General features: G+C 36.8%; 11 protein-coding genes and 2 pseudogenes. 4 read left to right on the top strand and 9 right to left on the bottom strand.

The window, feature by feature from the left end:
* Positions 1-18 precede the first annotated feature (18 nt).
* On the bottom strand, positions 19-267 hold the full coding sequence (locus tag ACFIMG_RS08835; RefSeq protein ID WP_375611536.1) for a zinc-finger domain-containing protein: 249 nt from the start codon (positions 265-267) through the stop codon (positions 19-21).
* Between the two features lie 325 nt (positions 268-592).
* On the opposite strand from ACFIMG_RS08835, the gene ACFIMG_RS08830 reads away from it, so the two are divergent.
* Together ACFIMG_RS08830 and ppx are read left to right on the top strand one after the other, a co-directional pair.
* On the top strand, positions 593-2,773 hold the full coding sequence (locus ACFIMG_RS08830) for an RNA degradosome polyphosphate kinase (protein ID WP_375679230.1): 2,181 nt from the start codon (positions 593-595) through the stop codon (positions 2,771-2,773).
* A gap of 6 nt (positions 2,774-2,779) precedes the next feature.
* The gene (gene ppx, locus ACFIMG_RS08825) at positions 2,780-4,297 is read left to right on the top strand and encodes an exopolyphosphatase (protein ID WP_375611538.1); all 1,518 of its coding nucleotides are present in this window, start codon (positions 2,780-2,782) and stop codon (positions 4,295-4,297) included.
* A 274-nt stretch (positions 4,298-4,571) separates the two neighbouring features.
* On the opposite strand, the pseudogene ACFIMG_RS08820 reads toward ppx, so the two are convergent.
* Positions 4,572-4,757, bottom strand: a pseudogene (locus ACFIMG_RS08820) (helix-turn-helix transcriptional regulator).
* A 644-nt stretch (positions 4,758-5,401) separates the two neighbouring features.
* Positions 5,402-6,556, bottom strand: coding sequence for a ribonuclease D (rnd, locus tag ACFIMG_RS08815; RefSeq protein ID WP_375679231.1), 1,155 nt, complete (start codon positions 6,554-6,556; stop codon positions 5,402-5,404).
* A gap of 132 nt (positions 6,557-6,688) precedes the next feature.
* Between rnd and aspS the strand changes: the two genes are divergently transcribed.
* Both aspS and parC read left to right on the top strand, forming a co-directional pair.
* Positions 6,689-8,482, top strand: coding sequence for an aspartate--tRNA ligase (aspS, locus tag ACFIMG_RS08810; RefSeq protein ID WP_375679232.1), 1,794 nt, complete (start codon positions 6,689-6,691; stop codon positions 8,480-8,482).
* Between the two features lie 776 nt (positions 8,483-9,258).
* Positions 9,259-11,508 carry a DNA topoisomerase IV subunit A gene (gene parC / locus ACFIMG_RS08805; protein ID WP_375679233.1) on the top strand — a complete coding sequence of 750 codons (2,250 nt, stop codon included), beginning with the start codon at positions 9,259-9,261 and terminating at the stop codon, positions 11,506-11,508.
* Positions 11,509-11,985: 477 nt separating this feature from the next.
* On the opposite strand, the gene ACFIMG_RS08800 is transcribed toward parC, so the two are convergent.
* The 6 genes and pseudogenes from ACFIMG_RS08800 to purS all read right to left on the bottom strand — a co-directional run bounded on the left by ACFIMG_RS08800 (position 11,986) and on the right by purS (position 17,462).
* Positions 11,986-13,242, bottom strand: a complete 1,257-nt coding sequence (locus tag ACFIMG_RS08800) for a multidrug effflux MFS transporter (protein WP_375679234.1) — start codon at positions 13,240-13,242, stop codon at positions 11,986-11,988.
* A gap of 71 nt (positions 13,243-13,313) precedes the next feature.
* Positions 13,314-13,646, bottom strand: coding sequence for a Grx4 family monothiol glutaredoxin (gene grxD / locus ACFIMG_RS08795; protein WP_375606638.1), 333 nt, complete (start codon positions 13,644-13,646; stop codon positions 13,314-13,316).
* A gap of 98 nt (positions 13,647-13,744) precedes the next feature.
* The gene (locus tag ACFIMG_RS08790; RefSeq protein ID WP_273791183.1) at positions 13,745-13,978 is read right to left on the bottom strand and encodes a BolA family transcriptional regulator; all 234 of its coding nucleotides are present in this window, start codon (positions 13,976-13,978) and stop codon (positions 13,745-13,747) included.
* Between the two features lie 59 nt (positions 13,979-14,037).
* Positions 14,038-16,247, bottom strand: a pseudogene (gene purL, locus ACFIMG_RS08785) (phosphoribosylformylglycinamidine synthase subunit PurL).
* A gap of 292 nt (positions 16,248-16,539) precedes the next feature.
* A complete protein-coding gene (gene purQ / locus ACFIMG_RS08780; protein WP_375613086.1) occupies positions 16,540-17,211 on the bottom strand; it encodes a phosphoribosylformylglycinamidine synthase subunit PurQ in 672 nt (223 codons plus the stop codon).
* A gap of 11 nt (positions 17,212-17,222) precedes the next feature.
* Positions 17,223-17,462: a phosphoribosylformylglycinamidine synthase subunit PurS gene (gene purS, locus ACFIMG_RS08775; protein WP_273791180.1), complete on the bottom strand. Its 240-nt coding sequence runs from the start codon at positions 17,460-17,462 to the stop codon at positions 17,223-17,225.
* Between the last annotated feature and the right edge of the window lie 51 nt (positions 17,463-17,513).

The raw sequence follows: 17,513 nt of genomic DNA, 5'->3' as shown, positions 1-17,513 counted from the left end.
GAAAGCCAAAAAACGCAATTATAATAGCTTTTCTGGATGATATAAGCATCCTGTTGGGTTTGTTTGATCGTATGATAGCGAGGGAACATAACGATAAAGGGTTGAGCAGTAAGGGCAAATTTTCTCATCTGCTGCTCCCATATCGATAAAGATATGAGGATGATCGAATGGGTGTGTAGCGCCTACACACATAAATTCTTTCACACCAATTTCGATTGTTTTATATCCAAGGTCATTTTGGAAATGAGGAATATTGTGATCAGCCATGGCATACAAACTCCAGAATAAATTTTCTCATCAGCTATGATTGGGCTCTTCTATTTTATAGGCGTGAGTTTGTAATAAAGCGTATAATAATGCAAGATGCTTTTTAAGACAAATTTCTCTTCTTTTATGCTATATTAGAATAGTTGTCTTACTTTTAGTGCTTTGCGCATAGCAATAATTCCAAGTATTTTTAAATATTAAATGGAAAAATGATGAGGGAAGTTAGGCATTGATATATTATTATGATGATAACATATTATCAAATGTTATGTGAGATATTTCGTCAAGGATTTTAGAAAATATAAAAGAAAATTATTTAGGATATATGGAACAGAGGGTGGTAGATAAAATTTCTATATCGAATATAACAATGAAAAATCCGGTACGGTTTATTAATCGAGAGTTTTCATGGCTACAATTTAATAATCGTGTTTTGATGGAAGCGGCTAATTCGAAACATCCTTTATTAGAACGTCTACAATTTCTTTCTATTTCAGCTGCAAATCTTGATGAGTTTTTTATGGTTCGTGTTGCAGGACTAGCAGCTCAAATTCGTGCTCGCGTTACAGCGTGCAGTGCAGATGGGCACACTCCACAGGAACAACTTGATATTGTATTAGCTGAGATTTCAAAGCTGCAGGCTCACCAACTACGAGAATTGAATGTTTTACGTGATGAATTAAAAAAGTATGATATTGAAATTATTTGCTCTGATGATCTTTCAGAAATTGAAAAGTCATGGCTTGAAAAATATTTTCTTGAGACAATTTTTCCTGTTTTAAAACCTTTGCCTGTTGATCCTACTCATCCTTTTCCATTTATTCCTAATTTAGGGCTTTCTATTGCGCTTCAATTGTCTGGAGAAACTGATCAGAACTCACCCACAGTGTTGTTGTCTATTTCAATGCTTTTAAGGCGTTTCGTTCTTCTTCCTCAAGAAGGTAATCATTTTCGTTTTATTGCATCTGAAGATGTTATTTGCCTTTTTATTAAATATGTATTTCCTAACTATGAGGTTAAAGAAATTGGTACATTTAGAGTAATCCGAGATAGTGATATTGAAGTAGAAGAAGAAGCTGAGGATCTTGTTCATTTTTTTGAAACTGCTCTTAAAAGGCGGCGCCGTGGGCAGGTTATTCGAGTTGAGTTTGACGCAAAAATGCCAGAGAGTTTACGCCAATTTATAGCGAATAGTCTCGCTGTTCCTGATAATTGTATTAATGTTCTTGATGGATTTTTAGCGCTTAATACGGTATCAGAAATTGTTTCTATTCCCCGTGATGATCTCAAATTTATTCCTTATATTTCTCGTGTTCCAGAATGTATTCGTGAACATAAAGGAGATTGTTTTGCGGCTATTCGTGAAAATGATATTGTGATTCATCACCCCTATGAGACATTTGATGTTGTTGTCCAATTTTTACGTCAAGCTGCTTGCGATCCTGATGTTGTGGAAATCAAACAAACACTTTATCGTACATCAAATGATAGTCCAATTGTTGGCGCTTTGATTGAAGCAGCTGAACAGGGAAAGTCTGTGACTGCTTTGGTAGAACTTAAAGCACGTTTTGATGAGGAAGCAAATATTCGTTGGGCCCGGGATCTTGAATGTGCTGGGGTTCAAGTTATTTTTGGTTTTATTGCATTAAAAACGCATGCTAAGATGTCATTAGCTGTGAGACGTGAGGGAAAACGTCTTCGCTCTTATGTTCATCTTGGGACAGGAAATTATCATCCCATTAACGCTAAAACTTATACCGATCTTTCTTTTTTTTCCACGGATGATGATATCGCTCATGATGTTGCGTTATTGTTCAATTATATTGCGCAATATGAGCGTCCAAATGAAACAATGAAGATTGCTTTTTCACCCTTAACATTGCGTGGTCGTATCTTAGAGCATATTGAGGGAGAAATTGTTCATGCACAACAGGGAAGGTTTGCTGCTATTTGGATGAAAGTTAATGCATTGGTTGATCCTGAAATTATTGATGCTTTATATCGTGCCAGTCAAGCAGGGGTGCAAATTGATTTGGTTGTGCGGGGGATATGTTGTTTACGTCCTGGTATTCTAGGAATTTCGGATAATATTCGTGTAAAATCAATTGTCGGGCGTTTTCTTGAACATAGTCGCATTTTTTGTTTTGGGAATGGTCAAGATTTGCCTAATGAAAATGCACTCGTTTACTTAGGCTCTGCTGATATGATGCCTCGTAATTTGGACTATCGTATTGAAATATTGGTTCCGGTTTTTAATAAAATAGTGCGTCAAAAAATTCTTTTACAGATTATGTTAGCTAATATCATTGATAATCAACAAAGCTTTGATATACTTAAGGATGGAACATCAAAACGTATTACACCGCAGATAGGTGAAAGTCTATTTAATGCGCAGGAGTATTTTATGGCCAATACAAGTTTTGCGGGGGGAAATGAGTCTTTTGAGTCTTCTGTTTCGCGCTTGGTTGCGTTGCATCGGCAACAAGCTGAAATACATAAAGACTAAAATCCAATGACATATAGAGATGCTCAAGGTCGGTTAAAAGGGCGTAAGCCTGTTGCTGTTATTGACATTGGCTCAAATTCTGTTCGGTTGGTTATTTATGAGGGGCTTGTTCGATCACCAACAGTTTTATTTAATGAAAAGATTCTTTGTGGTCTCGGTCATGGTGTGGCGAAAACAGGATTTTTAGAAGAAAAATCGATGAAAATGGCGTTGCAAACACTGAAACGGTTTCGTACGCTTTGTCGACAGATTGGGGCAGATGAGGTCTATACTTTAGCAACAGCAGCAGCACGAGATGCACAGAATGGCGTAGCATTTATTCAGCATGCTGAAGATATTTTGCAAAATAAAATATATCTTCTTTCAGGAAGTGAAGAAGCTATGTATTCAGCATATGGAGTTGTGTCTACTTTTTATCAACCAAAAGGTATTTCTGGGGATCTTGGTGGTGGAAGTCTTGAGCTGATTGATATTGATCATTCTGATGTTGGTGAAGGGATAACGCTCCCATTGGGTGGTTTAAGGCTACAGTATATGTCAAATAATGATAGTGCTGTAGCTACAAAAATTGTACATGAGCAATTTTATAAATCGTCTGTTGTTCGTGCTCGTAAAGGTATAGCACGTTATTTTTATGCAGTAGGGGGGACATGGCGTAATTTGGCAAAACTCCATATGGCAATGAAACACTATCGGCTCCCTGTTATGCATGGCTATGAAGTTGATGCTGTTGAAATGGAGAACTTTTTACGTCTTGTAGCACGTGGCAATATTGATAATATGAGAGGGATTGCAGCGGTTTCTCAGAACCGTCGAAAACTTTTATCTTATGGGGCAATAGTTCTTATTGAACTCATTCAGTGTATGGAGTTTGAAAAGATAATCTTTTCTGGTGCTGGCGTTCGTGAAGGTTTTCTTTATTCACGATTGCCGCAGGCGATTCGACTTTCAGATCCTCTCATTGCAGCATGCACAGAAATGGCTATTTTACGGGCACGTTCACCAAAACAAGCAGAAGAACTCATTGATTTTACGACGAATGCTTTTGAAGTTTTTGGAATTTCAGAAACCGAAAATGAATGCCGTTATCGTCAAGCCGCTTGTCTTCTTGCGGATATTGGTTGGCGTATACATCCAGATTATCGAGGCAATGAAGCAGCAAATCAAATAGCTTTAGGATCTTATCCAGGAATTTCTCATGAAGGGCGCCTTTATGCGGCGCTTGCTGTTTTTTTTCGCAATACGAGTTTATTGGTTGATAAAGAATCTCTTCCCATTTTTCAATTAGCAACTCAAAATATAATTGAAAAAGCACGTATTCTTGGCGAAACTATGCGTATTGCTCATCTTTTTAGTGCTTCTGTTGCAGGAATTTTACCTCATTTATTGTGGCATAAAAAAGCAGATCATATTATCCTGCAGATCCCAAAGAATTACGCTGGGTTATTAGGAGAACGTCCTCTTGGACGATTACAGAAGTTATCAAAAATAATAAAACAACCTCTCGCTTTTGAAATTTTTTGATTTTTTTCCTAATTTATTCGTGTTTTATGTCTTAATAATAGGGCCATTGACGAGGGATAAACTAGGTAGCCTATCATCATGAGCTGGACAATAGGACTTGTTCCATAACGCCCATGCTAGACACCACGCAAAGCATTTGTAATGCCTAAGCATTCATAAAAGAAAACATAATTTTTTTATTCTGTTACTTGCATCACAGGATGGATTTTTCACTTCATAAGCTTCATGTGAAAATGAAAAGTTTTGTCCATTTTTACGTGAAAAGGTTTTCTTTTTATGCTGTGTCGTTATAACGTTTCTGTTTAGCTTGCTCGATTATCTTCATAAGATTACGATTGTAACCAACGCGATAAAAAACAAGTTTTAAAGATTTTGGGAGAGATCCATTGGTTACATGACGCTGGAATGTTGAAATACTCATATGAAACAGTTTTGCACTTTCACGGTCTGTCAAAAGAATATCATTTCAGTCATTATAAAATCCTTTCACTATAAAAAATAGAAATAAATCACAACTATTTATTAACCATGATTTTCGAATCCTTTGAAAGGTGTTTAATTTATAAAAAACAGCGCTTTATCATATAATTTCTTATGTGAAACTTTATGAGTCTTATTGAGATGGAATGAGAGAATCTTACGATATTCGGAGGTCTAATTCAATATAAATAACGCTAGATTATCGTTAGAAATCAATATATTGCTTTTGTTAGGTATTTTAGTTGTTATGCTGGCTCGTTTTTGATTGTTAGATTGCAATCTTGGTAGTTTTTAATACGGATATGGTGACGTGAGGCATTATATCTTTGTTTGTTCCTATTTCTAGGCTGCTATTTTTGTAATGAATGCGCTTTTATTATCAGAACTTTTTTTTTCAAAACTTTTAAATAAGGAACTGTCTGTTTTTTTAGATTATTTTTAATGGGATTTCTATTTAATTGACCTGATAAAGATTTAGCTATCATTTTAATAAGAGTTTACTATTTAATTTTTTAACTTTGTCAGAAGTAGGCTTTATTTATCCTGTTTGCGTTGGCCTATAGGGCATACCAATTGATGTAGATAATGAGTAGCGTAATGGATTTTTCAAAATGAAAATGTAAATTAAAGCTGTTTTGTGCTTATTTTTCCATCGTTAAAGTAAAACCCTATCTGGCCCTTTAGCAGTTGTTCGGCTTTTTGTCCAAATATTTCATAGCGCCAGCCATTCATAGCGGGAATATTTTTCTTTATTCCTCCATTGGCAATTTTTTCTAAATCATTAGATGTTGCAATAATTTTAGGGGCAATGCTGTTTTCATTTGCAACAATTTTTAATAACACTTTGAGTAGATCGATAACAGCGGCTGTCGTATCATTGAGTGGATTATGTTTAGGAATGGGGGGTAAAGTAGAAAGATCCACCTCTAATCCTTCGTGGACAGCTTTGATTAATGATTGAGCAATTGAGAGTTTATCCCAGTTCTTATTAAGACTGCGCAACCGTTTTAATGCAGATTCATCTTTTGGTTGTTGGGTTGCTATTTCTATAAGACATTCATCTTTTATGATATGACGACGTGGCATATTGTATTTTCGTGCTTCACGTTCCCGCCAAGCTGCTATCTTTTGTAATACAGCAAGTTCACGTGGCTTTTTAATTTTTCCTTTCACTTTTTTCCATGCTTCATCTTCTGGCATATCATAGGTTTTAGGATTTAAAAGGATTGTTATTTCATCATCCATCCAGTGAGCTCGTTGATTTTTCTCTAACCTTTTTTTCAATAACAAGTAAACATCTCTTAAGTAAGTTACATCGGAAAGTGCATAGAGCAGTTGTTTTTCAGACAAAGGGCGGTAACTCCAGTCTGTAAAGCGGGAGGATTTATCAAGATGATGCCCTGTACAGCGTTGTACAATTTGATCATAGGAGATAGAATCACCAAATCCACAAATGGATCCTGCTATTTGCGTATCAAAGAGAGGGGAAGGAATAACACCTCCAAGATGATAAATTGTTTCAATATCTTGGCGCGCAGCATGAAAAACTTTTACAACTTTTTTATCGACCATAAGGTCAAAAAATGGTTGTAAATCAATATCTGGTGCTATGGGATCAATCAAAACTGTAACATCTGGTGAGGCGAGCTGTATTAAACACAGTTGAGGCCAAAAAGTTGTTTCGCGGATAAACTCAGTATCGACTGTTACAAAATTAGAGGTACGTAGAGCGTTAAGTGCAATTTCAAGATCTGTTGTTTGTGTAATAAGATTCATCATTTTATTATAATTCGATAAATTAAATTTGTCCTTTGTTGACTTTATTTTTGAGTTTTTATTCTCATATCTTGACAAATGGTTATTAAAAAGCGTTTGTAGCGCATGTGAATATTATAATCAAAGGCAAAAAACATGCACCGTTATCGCAGTCATCATTGTGCGGCTCTCCGTAGATGTGATGTAGGAACACAAGTTCGTCTTTCGGGGTGGGTTCATCGTGTTCGTGATCATGGAGGGATTCTTTTTGTGGATTTACGTGATCATTTTGGAATCACACAAATTGTTGCTGACCCTGCTTCACCAGCTTTTAAAGTTATTGAAAAAGTGCGTTCTGAATGGGTTATTCGTGTGGATGGGGAGGTATGTGCTCGTTCTGATGAGGTTATTAATGCAACGCTTCCAACAGGTGAGATTGAAATTTTTGCACAAGAGGTAGAAATTCTTTCAAAATCTGATGAGCTTCCTTTACCGGTTTTTGGTGAGCCTGATTATCCAGAAGATATTCGATTAAAATATCGTTTTCTTGATTTGCGTCGGGAGACTATGCACAAAAATATCATGCGTCGGACTGAAATTATTGTGGCTATGAGACGAGCTATGCAAAATAATGGTTTTACGGAATTTACGACGCCACTTTTGACAGCTTCATCGCCGGAAGGTGCACGTGATTTTTTGGTTCCAAGTCGTGTTCATCAGGGAAAATTTTATGCGCTACCGCAAGCACCACAGCAATATAAACAGTTATTGATGATGTCAGGTTTTGATCGTTATTTTCAGATTGCTCCATGTTTTAGAGATGAAGATCCAAGGGCCGACCGTCTTCCTGGTGAATTTTATCAATTAGATGTTGAAATGAGTTTTGTTGAGCAAGAAGATGTTTTAGCAACTATGGAACCTATTATGCGTTCTATTTTTGAAGAATTTGCAGATGGAAAGACTGTGACACAAAGCTTTCCTCGCATTTCCTATGATGAAGCAATGCGAAAATATGGTTCTGATAAGCCTGATCTGCGTAATCCGATCATTATGGAAGATGTTTCTCAGCATTTTTATAATTCTGGTTTCAAAGTCTTTGCTCAAATTTTAGCGAATGATGAGAATGCACAAGTGTGGGCTATTCCAGCTAAAACGGGTGGAAGTCGTGCTTTTTGTGATCGTATGAATGTATGGGCACAAGGCGAGGGGCAACCAGGGCTCGGCTATATTTTCTGGCGTGAAGAAGAAGGAAAATTTGAAGGAGCAGGGCCTATCGCCAAAAATATTGGTGAACAGAGGACTGAAGCAATCCGTATACAGCTTGGTCTTGAAAGTGGGGATGCCTGTTTTTTTGTAGCTGGCGATCCAAAAAAGTTTTCATCTTTTGCCGGAGCAGCACGCACAAGGGTAGGGGAAGAATTAGATCTTCTTGATAGAGATAGTTTCTCTTTGGCGTGGATTGTTGATTTTCCATTTTTTGAATGGAATGAAGATGAAAAAAAGATTGATTTTGGACATAATCCTTTTTCCATGCCTCAAGGGGGAGAAAATGCCCTTGCCTGCCAAGATCCTCTTACTATTAAAGCTTTTCAATATGATCTTGTTTGCAATGGTTATGAAATTGCATCAGGTGGAATTCGTAATCACTTACCAGAAATGATGCTTAAAGTTTTTGAACTTGTAGGACTTTCTAAGGAAGTTGTGAAAGATCGTTTCGGTGGTCTTTATCGTGCATTCCATTATGGGGCTCCGCCACATGGTGGCATGGCTGCGGGAATTGACCGCATTATTATGCTGTTACAAGGTGTTAAAAATTTGCGTGAAGTTGCTTTATTCCCTATGAACCAACAGGCGCTTGATCTTTTAATGAGCGCTCCGTCTGATGTTTCTCCTACACAATTACGTGATTTAGGAATTCGCATGGCTCCTACTCACAAAAATAGCTCATAAGTTGATAATGGATTGTTTTCGTCTTTTTCTACGTAGAGTGAAGTTTTGATGCCTTTCAAGAGTCAACGGTGTGTGCGTGTACTGTTTGTGAAATTTAGATAGGCAAAACGCTATTGTGTTGATTCTTTATGAGGCATTTTTATTCCTTGTTTCTATAGTGGCTTTTCCCCTTGTGATAGGTGAGGAAATAATTATAATTGCTTGATCATGAATAAATTAGAAATAAAAGAATTCTATAATATTCGGGAGCCTCATTTTAGTTAAAAAAAATTAATTATCTTTATATGTCAATATATTATTTATTTTTTATTGAAGTTTTTATAACGTTGTAGCAGAGAATTGTGTCTCTTCGTTTTTATGAGAATAATGTGGTTTTCCATTCTATGGACTTACTCTGAAAAGTTTAAATTTCATAAGCTTTGAACATTTTTTTGGTTTTTCGTAGAAAAACTGAATGGGGTTGTTATACAATTTATCTTTATAATAAAAGATGATGTTTGAAAGGTGCTTTTGTCATTTCAGAAAAGATGAAATAACTCTTTGTGGGCAGTTAAATTATCGTCGAATTTGACAAAGCTTTCAATAAATTACTTAGGACAAGGGGGAAGGACATGTATAAATTTTTCAAATTGATATAATTTTCTGTTCATGTTCTAATTGCAGCGTTTGTTTTTATGTAATTGACTTTTAATAAAAAAGTCGACTCATAGAAGATTTCATTAAATAAATCCTATAAAATAATTTCTTATTATTGTGGGAATTGTTGTTTTAATACTATGTCTGATAAAATGAATTTACCTTTTGATAAAGAACATATTGAACCAATAGAATTACGTTCTGCTTTACAGGAACGTTATTTGGCTTATGCACTTTCTACGATTACACACCGTGCATTGCCTGATGTACGTGATGGATTGAAGCCGGTCCACCGGCGGATTGTTCATGCGATGCGTCTTCTCAAACTAAATCCTGGACAGTCTTATGCGAAATGTGCGCGGATTGTTGGTGATGTCATGGGAAAATTTCATCCTCATGGGGATGCATCTATTTATGATGCCTTGGTGCGCTTGGCTCAAAGTTTTGCTGTTCGTTATCCGTTGGTTGATGGGCAAGGCAATTTTGGTAATATTGATGGTGATAATGCTGCTGCCATGCGTTATACGGAAGCACGTATGACTGAAGTGGCTGCATTGTTACTTGAAGGAATTAATGAGAATGCTATTGATTTTCGTTTAACCTATAATGAGGAAGATGAAGAGCCTGTTGTTTTACCAGGAGCTTTCCCTAATCTTTTAGCAAATGGTTCTTCTGGTATTGCTGTTGGTATGGCAACATCTATTCCCCCCCATAATGTTGCTGAGCTTTGTGATGCAGCACTCCATTTGATTGCGCATCCCGATGTAAATGATGAGGAATTAAATCAATTTGTTCTTGGTCCTGATTTTCCGACGGGGGGAATTTTAGTTGAACCTAAAAAAAGTATTGAGGAATCCTATCGTGTTGGGCGTGGATTCTTTCGCTTGCGTTCACGTTGGCATCAGGAATCTGGTAGCCGTGGTTCTTATGTGATTGTTGTAACTGAAATTCCCTATCAGATTCAAAAGTCACGTCTTATTGAAAAAACAGCAGAGTTATTGCTTGCACGCCGATTGCCAATGCTTGAGGATATCCAAGATGAATCAGCAGAAGATATCAGAATCGTGCTGGTTCCTAAAAATCGGTCGGTTGATCCGGAGCTCCTTATGGAGTCTCTTTTTAAATTGACTGACTTTGAAGTAAGATTTCCCCTCAATCTGAATGTTTTGTCTTTGGGAAAAATACCCAATGTTCTTTCTTTACGAGAAAGTTTGCAGCAATGGCTTGAACATCGTCAAGAAGTGCTTATTCGTCGCTCTCATTATCGGCTTGATCAAATTGATAGCCGATTGGAAATTCTTCATGGATATCTTATTGCCTATTTAAATCTCGATGAGGTCATTCAGATTATTCGTGAAGAGGATGAACCGAAAAAGAAGCTGATTAATCGGTTTGAATTAACAGAAAATCAAGCTGAAGCTATTCTTAATATGCGCTTGCGTTCTTTGCGTAAGCTTGAGGAATTTGAAATTCGTAAAGAATTTGAAAGTTTGAAAGCTGAAAAAGAAAAGCTACAGAATTTGTTAGCTTCTCCTATAAAACAGTGGAAAATAATTTCAGAAGAAATCAAAAAAGTTCGAAACACTTTTGGTCCTGAAACACTCTTGGGGAAAAGACGTACGACGTTTGAAGAGGCACCAAGACATGATCTTGATGATATTCAACAAGCAATGATCGAAAAAGAACCGATTACTATTGTTATTTCTGAAAAGGGGTGGATGCGCGCTTTGAAGGGACATTTGACCGATTATAAAGCGCTTTCTTTTAAAGAAGGAGACAGTTTAAAGTTAGCATTTCCGGCATTTACAACCGACAAGATTGTGCTGATCAGTACGGGTGGAAAGTTTTTTGCTATTGGTGCAAATAGTTTACCTGGAGGGCGGGGACATGGTGAACCTATTCGTCTTTTAGTTGATATGGATGATGAGCACGATGTTCTCACAGCTTTTGTGCATCACGCCGAGGAAAAATTGCTCTTGGTTTCATCTCACGGTAATGGTTTTATTGTTTCTTCTGCAGAAGTGATCGCCAATACACGAAAAGGAAAGCAAGTGATGAATGTGAAAGCTCCTGATAAGGTAAAGCTTTGTGTTCCGGTAAATGGTGATCATGTGGCTGTAGTTGGTGAAAACCGTAAAATGCTTATTTTTTCTATTGAACAAATACCAGAAATGAATCGCGGTAAAGGTGTTCGTTTACAGCGTTATAAAGAAGGTGGTGTTGTTGATGCCAAGACTTTTAATTTATCAGAAGGCTTAAGTTGGCAAGATACAGCTGAACGAATCTTTAACCGTCAGGCGGACGATCTCTTTGAATGGATGGGAACGCGTGCGGGAGTTGGGCGTTTGGTTCCAAAAGGATTTCCAAAATCAGGAAAATTTATCAATTAAATGTATTTTATAAATGGGGAAAATTCCCTATAGTTTTATGATTGTTTAAGATATTAATTTATAAGGATAATTTATTATTTTTTATATTGAAAAAAAGACCTAAAGCGTAAGTTTTTCTCTTATTTCGATCTTGTTCAGGTTAAATCAATCAAAACTGTTTGTTTGCCTATCATGAGATGAGAGACCAGCCCGTCTTCATAAAAACTATTGAAGAAAAGAATAAAAATATTTTTTAATAAACCGTTTCACATACAAGAGTTGTTGCAACAATAGGTATGTTTGTTTTTTTACATTATACCATTTATGGGTGCTGTCGTGAAATGATTTGATATTTCGAGAGCTGTACCTTTAAACAAACAATGTGAATGTTAACACAAGAGTGTTCTATTTGGAGATGTTTTATTTTGTCTGATAGGTTTATCTTCTTATTGTTTCTTATTGTTCAAGAGAGATGTTATTAATCTTTCATAGTAATATTTATTCGTTAGGATTACTATGATATTGTCTAAAAAGATGACCACGTTCAGCCCATAAGACGAGAAGTATGGCAGTGAGACTCAGAAAGAAAAATCCTGCTGAGTTTGGGATGGTTGTTTCATCAAATTGTTGGGCAATAAAAAAGCTAAGTCCTGCACCGATAGATGTTTGAAGAAAGCCGGATACAGAAGAAGCTGTTCCAGCTATTTCTCCTACAGGTTCAAGAGCGAGTGTATTGAAATTGGCCATAATACCACCGCAGGTAAACATTAATATACAATATAACGTCATATAAAAAGGAAAAGGGATAACACCACCTGCTAAGATGGACCCAATAAACCAAATGCATGAAGCGGCACAAAAGAGCAAAAGCATAGTATGAGCAATACGCCGCATTCCAAGGCGTCCAACGAGTTGAGAGTTAAAGAATGATGATAGAGCTTGAAATGCAGCACCAACTGCAAAAGCAATAGGGAACCAAAGTCCTAGATTATAGATCCCTTCATATGTTTGTTGTGATGTATTAACGGCGGTAAAGATACAGCCTAAAATAATGGAAGTTGCAAGTGTATAGCAAAGTGTTGTACGATTGGTTATTACAATCCATAAGTTGTGTTTAACTGAAGAAAAGGAAAGAGAGCGTTGCGCATAAAGAGTTTCAGGCAAGCGCAGTTGAATCCAAATCATCAGTCCTAAACCAATCATTGCCATGAAAATAAAAATATATTGCCAATGTCCAAGCAGTAAAATGATCTGTCCTGTTGCGGGACCAATCATTGGTGCAACAAGAAAAACCATCATAACAATAGACATAACTTCTGCCATTTTTCGACCACTGTAAAGATCACGTACGACGGAAACTGTAAGAACTCGCATAGCAGCCCCTCCAATTCCTTGCAAGATACGTAAAATAAGTAAGAGAGAAAAATCAGTTACAAAGGCACAGCCAATCGCCGTAAATGAATAAAAAGCAAGCCCGAGAAGAATAAGTTTACGTCGTCCATACCTATCGCTTATTGGACCGAAAAATATTTGAGCAATACCATAGCTAATAAGATAACTCGAAATGATATAATGTTGATCATTTTCATTGAGAACATTTAAGCCGTCTAAAATATCGGGCATAGCTGGCAGCATAATATCAACAGCTATAGCGTTAATAGCCATGAGCGAAGCAATAAGAATAACAAATTCTTTATAGCCAATTTTGTTTCTAATCGCATCTCTATGCGTTTGTTCATCGACTGAATATGACATATGGCATCCTTGAAATAAAAATTTCGTCTGAAAACAGCTCTTTTTAAGAGTCTGAATAAAATGAAAGATACCTATGATTGATTACATGGAATATTTTTTTCTTTCAAAAGTTCCTGTAACTCATTGTTTTGAAACATCTCTTTAACAATATCACAGCCTCCGATAAATTCACCTTTGATATAAAGCTGTGGAATTGTTGGCCAATTTGAGTAATCTTTAATCCCTTGACGCAATTCGTTAGAAGTTAAGATATTAATCCCTTTATAATTCAATCCTAAATAATCAAGAATTTGAACAACTTGTCCTGAAAACCCGCATTGCGGAGCGTCAGGTGTTCCTTTCATGAATAAAATGACGTCGTTTGTTTTAATTTCGTTGTCAATAAAATCATGAACAGTGGTCATTTTTATCCCTCGATATTTCAGATTTTTATCAGTGTGTAATTTATATTCATACTGCTTTTAATCGTATTAAATGTGTGAATGCAAGAAGAAATTTTAGATTATTTTGGGACATTTGTTTGCAACATTAAGGCGTGAAGGTCATTTCCCATATTGCCTTTAAGGGCATCATAGACCATTTTATGTTGTTGAACACGGGTTTTACCACGAAAACTTTCAGAAATAACTTCTGCAGCATAATGTTCCCCATCTCCAGCAAGATCACGAATTGTTACAGTAGCATCAGGAATGCCTTCACGAATAAGCGTTTCAATTGCATGAGCACTCATTGCCATCATTATTCTCCTATGTTGTTCATTTTTTTATAAAGGCTGTTTAAGAGAAAAAACAATTTTTATTCTTCACCCATAAATTGTGGAAACCAGTTTTCATAGGCTTTTGTGAGTTTGTCTATAGAAAGTTTTAGTATTCCATCTATATCAAGTGCATCACCTGCAACTTGACCTAGCTCTGTTAAAGAAACTGCACTTATTTGTGCGAGCTCTTTAAGACTATTAAGAGAGTGAGGTTTGACGGCTAAAAGATAACGTCCTTGGTCTTCTCCAAAAAGTTCTGCATGATGGGGTGATTTATTGCTTAATTTTACTTTGATTCCTTTACCTGCTTTAATGACCATTTCAGCAAGTGCTATCGCTAATCCTCCGTCAGAAAGGTCATGGGCGGCGTGAATAAAACCACGATGTATGACATCTCGAACAAATTGACCATGCTTTTTTTCAAGTTGTAAATCTACAGGGGGGGGGGGGCTGCATCAATATTTAAAATGTTACGTGCATAGATTGATTGTCCTAAATGGGAGCCGCAATTTCCTACTAAAACAAGAATATCTCCATTTTGCATACCACTTATTGTTACCATTTTAGACCAATCATTAAGAAGGCCTACCCCAGCAATTGTGGGGGTTGGAAGAATGGCTTCCCCATTTGTTTCGTTGTAAAGAGAAACATTGCCTGAAACGATAGGAAAATCAAGGATTCTACAAGCTTCTCCTATACCTTTAATAGCAAAAACCAGCTGTCCCATAATTTCAGGTTTTTCAGGGTTACCAAAATTGAGATTATCTGTAGCAGCCAGTGGTGTTGCACCTGTCGTACTAATGTTTCGCCAGCATTCTGCGACAGCTTGTTTCCCCCCTTCATAAGGGTCTGCTTCACAATAGCGAGGTGTTACATCAGAAGAAAAAGCAAGAGCACGTTTGCTGTTGTTTCCTACACGGATAACGCCTGCATCACCTCCTGGGCGAATAAGGCTATTTCCTTGGATAAGGGTATCATATTGTTCATAAACCCATCGCCGAGAACTTTGATCAGCAGAATTCAATAAGCTCAGAAGCGCATCACCAAGATTTTCAACTTTTTTGACGTCTTCTGCTTTCAAGGGTGTTTTTTTTGCCGGCTCACTCCAAGGACGATCATAAACAGGCGCTTCATCACCAAGCTCTTTGATGGGAAGATTGACAACTTCTTCCCCTTGATGAAATACACGAAAACGTAAATCATCGGTTGTTTTTCCAATGATAGAAAAATGTAGTCCCCACTTATGAAAAATTGCTTCTGCTTGCTTTTCTAGTTCTGGTTTAAGGACCATGAGCATACGCTCTTGACTTTCAGAAAGCATCATTTCATAGGCTGTCATGTTTTCTTCTCGAACAGGAACTGTATCAAGATTAAGCTGTATCCCCAGATTTCCTTTTGCTCCCATTTCAACGGCAGAAGAGGTGAGTCCTGCTGCCCCCATATCTTGAATAGCAACTACGGCTCCAAGTTCCATGAGCTCTAAACATGCTTCAAGGAGACATTTTTCTGTAAAAGGATCACCGACTTGAACGGTTGGACGTTTTTCACTGATTGAAGAATCAAATTCAGCAGAAGCCATTGTTGCTCCACCGACACCATCACGTCCTGTTTTTGCACCCAGATAAACAACAGGGAGTCCAATACCTTGTGCTTTAGAATAAAAAAGGGCGTCTGTCTTTGCAATACCGGCGACAAAAGCGTTAACAAGGATATTGCCATTATAACGCTCATCAAAATTTACTTCTCCACCAACCGTTGGAACACCAAAAGAATTGCTGTAACCACCTATTCCAGAAACAACACCAGAAACAAGATGGCGTGTTCGTGGGTGATCAGGAGCACCAAATCGCAATGCATTTATAGCAGCAACAGGACGGGCTCCCATTGTAAAGACATCACGTAAAATACCACCAACACCTGTCGCTGCACCTTGATAAGGTTCAATATAAGAAGGGTGGTTATGGCTTTCCATTTTGAAAACAACACATTGTCCTTCGCCAATATCGACAACACCAGCATTTTCACCAGGTCCTTGGATGACACATTTTCCTTCTGTCGGAAGAGTTTTTAGCCATTTTTTAGATGATTTATAGGAACAATGCTCGTTCCACATTGCAGAAAAAATTCCTAGTTCAGTAAATGTGGGTTCTCTACCGATTAACGTCAGGATACGTTGATATTCATCTTCTTTTAGCCCGTGTTGTGCAATGAGTTCTGGTGTAATAGTGATGTTATTGCAAGGCTTCATGAGTATTTATCCGTCAAATTAATCGAAATTTAGTATTTTTATTTTTTTACCTAGCAGCTTATATTATAAACAATAATGTTGTTTAATAATAAAAATATTTATAGACAGTAAGCTGAAGATTTTGTCCGTTTGTTTGGTGGGATTTAAGACTAAAAATGGTCTTAAATAATTATGTGTTTAGAAAATAATATCCATTGTTGTTTGTGAAGAGCTTTGTTTATAGATTTATGATGCGAGAAATGGTATAATTCTTTGTTTTTTTTAATTATGGAGCGCGAGTATTTTTGCAGCATTATCCATTTACTAACTCTAAAGCACTTTGAAAAAGTAAACGACCGTCAGTACCTCCGTGGGCGGGTTCAATAAAGTTTTCAGGGTGGGGCATCATACCAAGAATATTACCAGCTTTATTAACAATACCAGCAATATCTTTCATTGAGCCGTTCGGGTTTGTATTTTCTGCATAGCGAAAAACAATTTGTTCATTGTCTTCCATTTGTTTCAATGTTTCACTATCAACAAAATAATTTCCGTCATGATGGGCAACAGGACAACGAATAATTTGTCCTTTAGAATAATATCGAGAAAATTTTGTCTTGGCGTTAACGACTTCAAGTTTGATTTCACGACAAACAAATTTTAAAGAAGCGTTACGCATTAAAGTACCGGGTAATAATCCTGCTTCCAACAAAATTTGAAATCCATTACAGATACCTATAATTGTCGTACCTTCTTGTGCTTTTTCACGAATGGCTTTTAAGACGGGAGTTCGCGCTCCAATCGCACCACATCTTAAGTAGTCGCCATAGGAAAAACCACCAGGAATAATAATAACATCTACATCTGGAATTGTTGTTTCTGTTTGCCAAATTTTTAGTGGCTCAACTCCCGTTATATGATGTAATGCTGCAACCATATCTCGATCACGATTTAATCCAGGAAGTTGAATGATGGCAGTTTTCATGAGCATTTCACTTAAAAAAGTTCGATTGTATAATTTTCAATGACAGTATTTGCGAGTAACTCTTCACACATTTGTTCAAGTTTTTTCTTTGCGGTTTCAGAAGGTAGTTCATCAAGAACAATATCAAAAACCTTTCCTTGACGAATGGATTGAATGCCTTCGAAAGCTAAACTTTTTAAAGCACCGACAATTGCTTCTCCTTGTGGATCAAGAACGCTTTCTCTTAAAGTAACTGTAATGCGTGCTTTCATTTTTTGCTTCCTGCTTTTTAAAAGAACCTCTCCTTTGAAGAGGGGTGTTTG

Source organism: Bartonella sp. AP11XZML (assembly GCF_042196445.1).
Lineage (GTDB): Bacteria > Pseudomonadota > Alphaproteobacteria > Rhizobiales > Rhizobiaceae > Bartonella.
Note: the sequence above shows the minus strand (reverse complement) of the source record. Positions and strands in the feature narration are given on the sequence as shown.

What these genes read in the sequence shown, in the direction of transcription:
- ACFIMG_RS08835 (WP_375611536.1), bottom strand. Translation starts at nt 267, where the DNA reads ATGGCTGATCACAATATTCCTCATTTCCAAAATGACCTTGGATATAAA.
- ACFIMG_RS08830 (WP_375679230.1), top strand. Translation starts at nt 593, where the DNA reads ATGGAACAGAGGGTGGTAGATAAAATTTCTATATCGAATATAACAATG.
- ppx (WP_375611538.1), top strand. Translation starts at nt 2,780, where the DNA reads ATGACATATAGAGATGCTCAAGGTCGGTTAAAAGGGCGTAAGCCTGTT.
- rnd (WP_375679231.1), bottom strand. Translation starts at nt 6,556, where the DNA reads ATGATGAATCTTATTACACAAACAACAGATCTTGAAATTGCACTTAAC.
- aspS (WP_375679232.1), top strand. Translation starts at nt 6,689, where the DNA reads ATGCACCGTTATCGCAGTCATCATTGTGCGGCTCTCCGTAGATGTGAT.
- parC (WP_375679233.1), top strand. Translation starts at nt 9,259, where the DNA reads ATGTCTGATAAAATGAATTTACCTTTTGATAAAGAACATATTGAACCA.
- ACFIMG_RS08800 (WP_375679234.1), bottom strand. Translation starts at nt 13,242, where the DNA reads ATGTCATATTCAGTCGATGAACAAACGCATAGAGATGCGATTAGAAAC.
- grxD (WP_375606638.1), bottom strand. Translation starts at nt 13,646, where the DNA reads ATGACCACTGTTCATGATTTTATTGACAACGAAATTAAAACAAACGAC.
- ACFIMG_RS08790 (WP_273791183.1), bottom strand. Translation starts at nt 13,978, where the DNA reads ATGGCAATGAGTGCTCATGCAATTGAAACGCTTATTCGTGAAGGCATT.
- purQ (WP_375613086.1), bottom strand. Translation starts at nt 17,211, where the DNA reads ATGAAAACTGCCATCATTCAACTTCCTGGATTAAATCGTGATCGAGAT.
- purS (WP_273791180.1), bottom strand. Translation starts at nt 17,462, where the DNA reads ATGAAAGCACGCATTACAGTTACTTTAAGAGAAAGCGTTCTTGATCCA.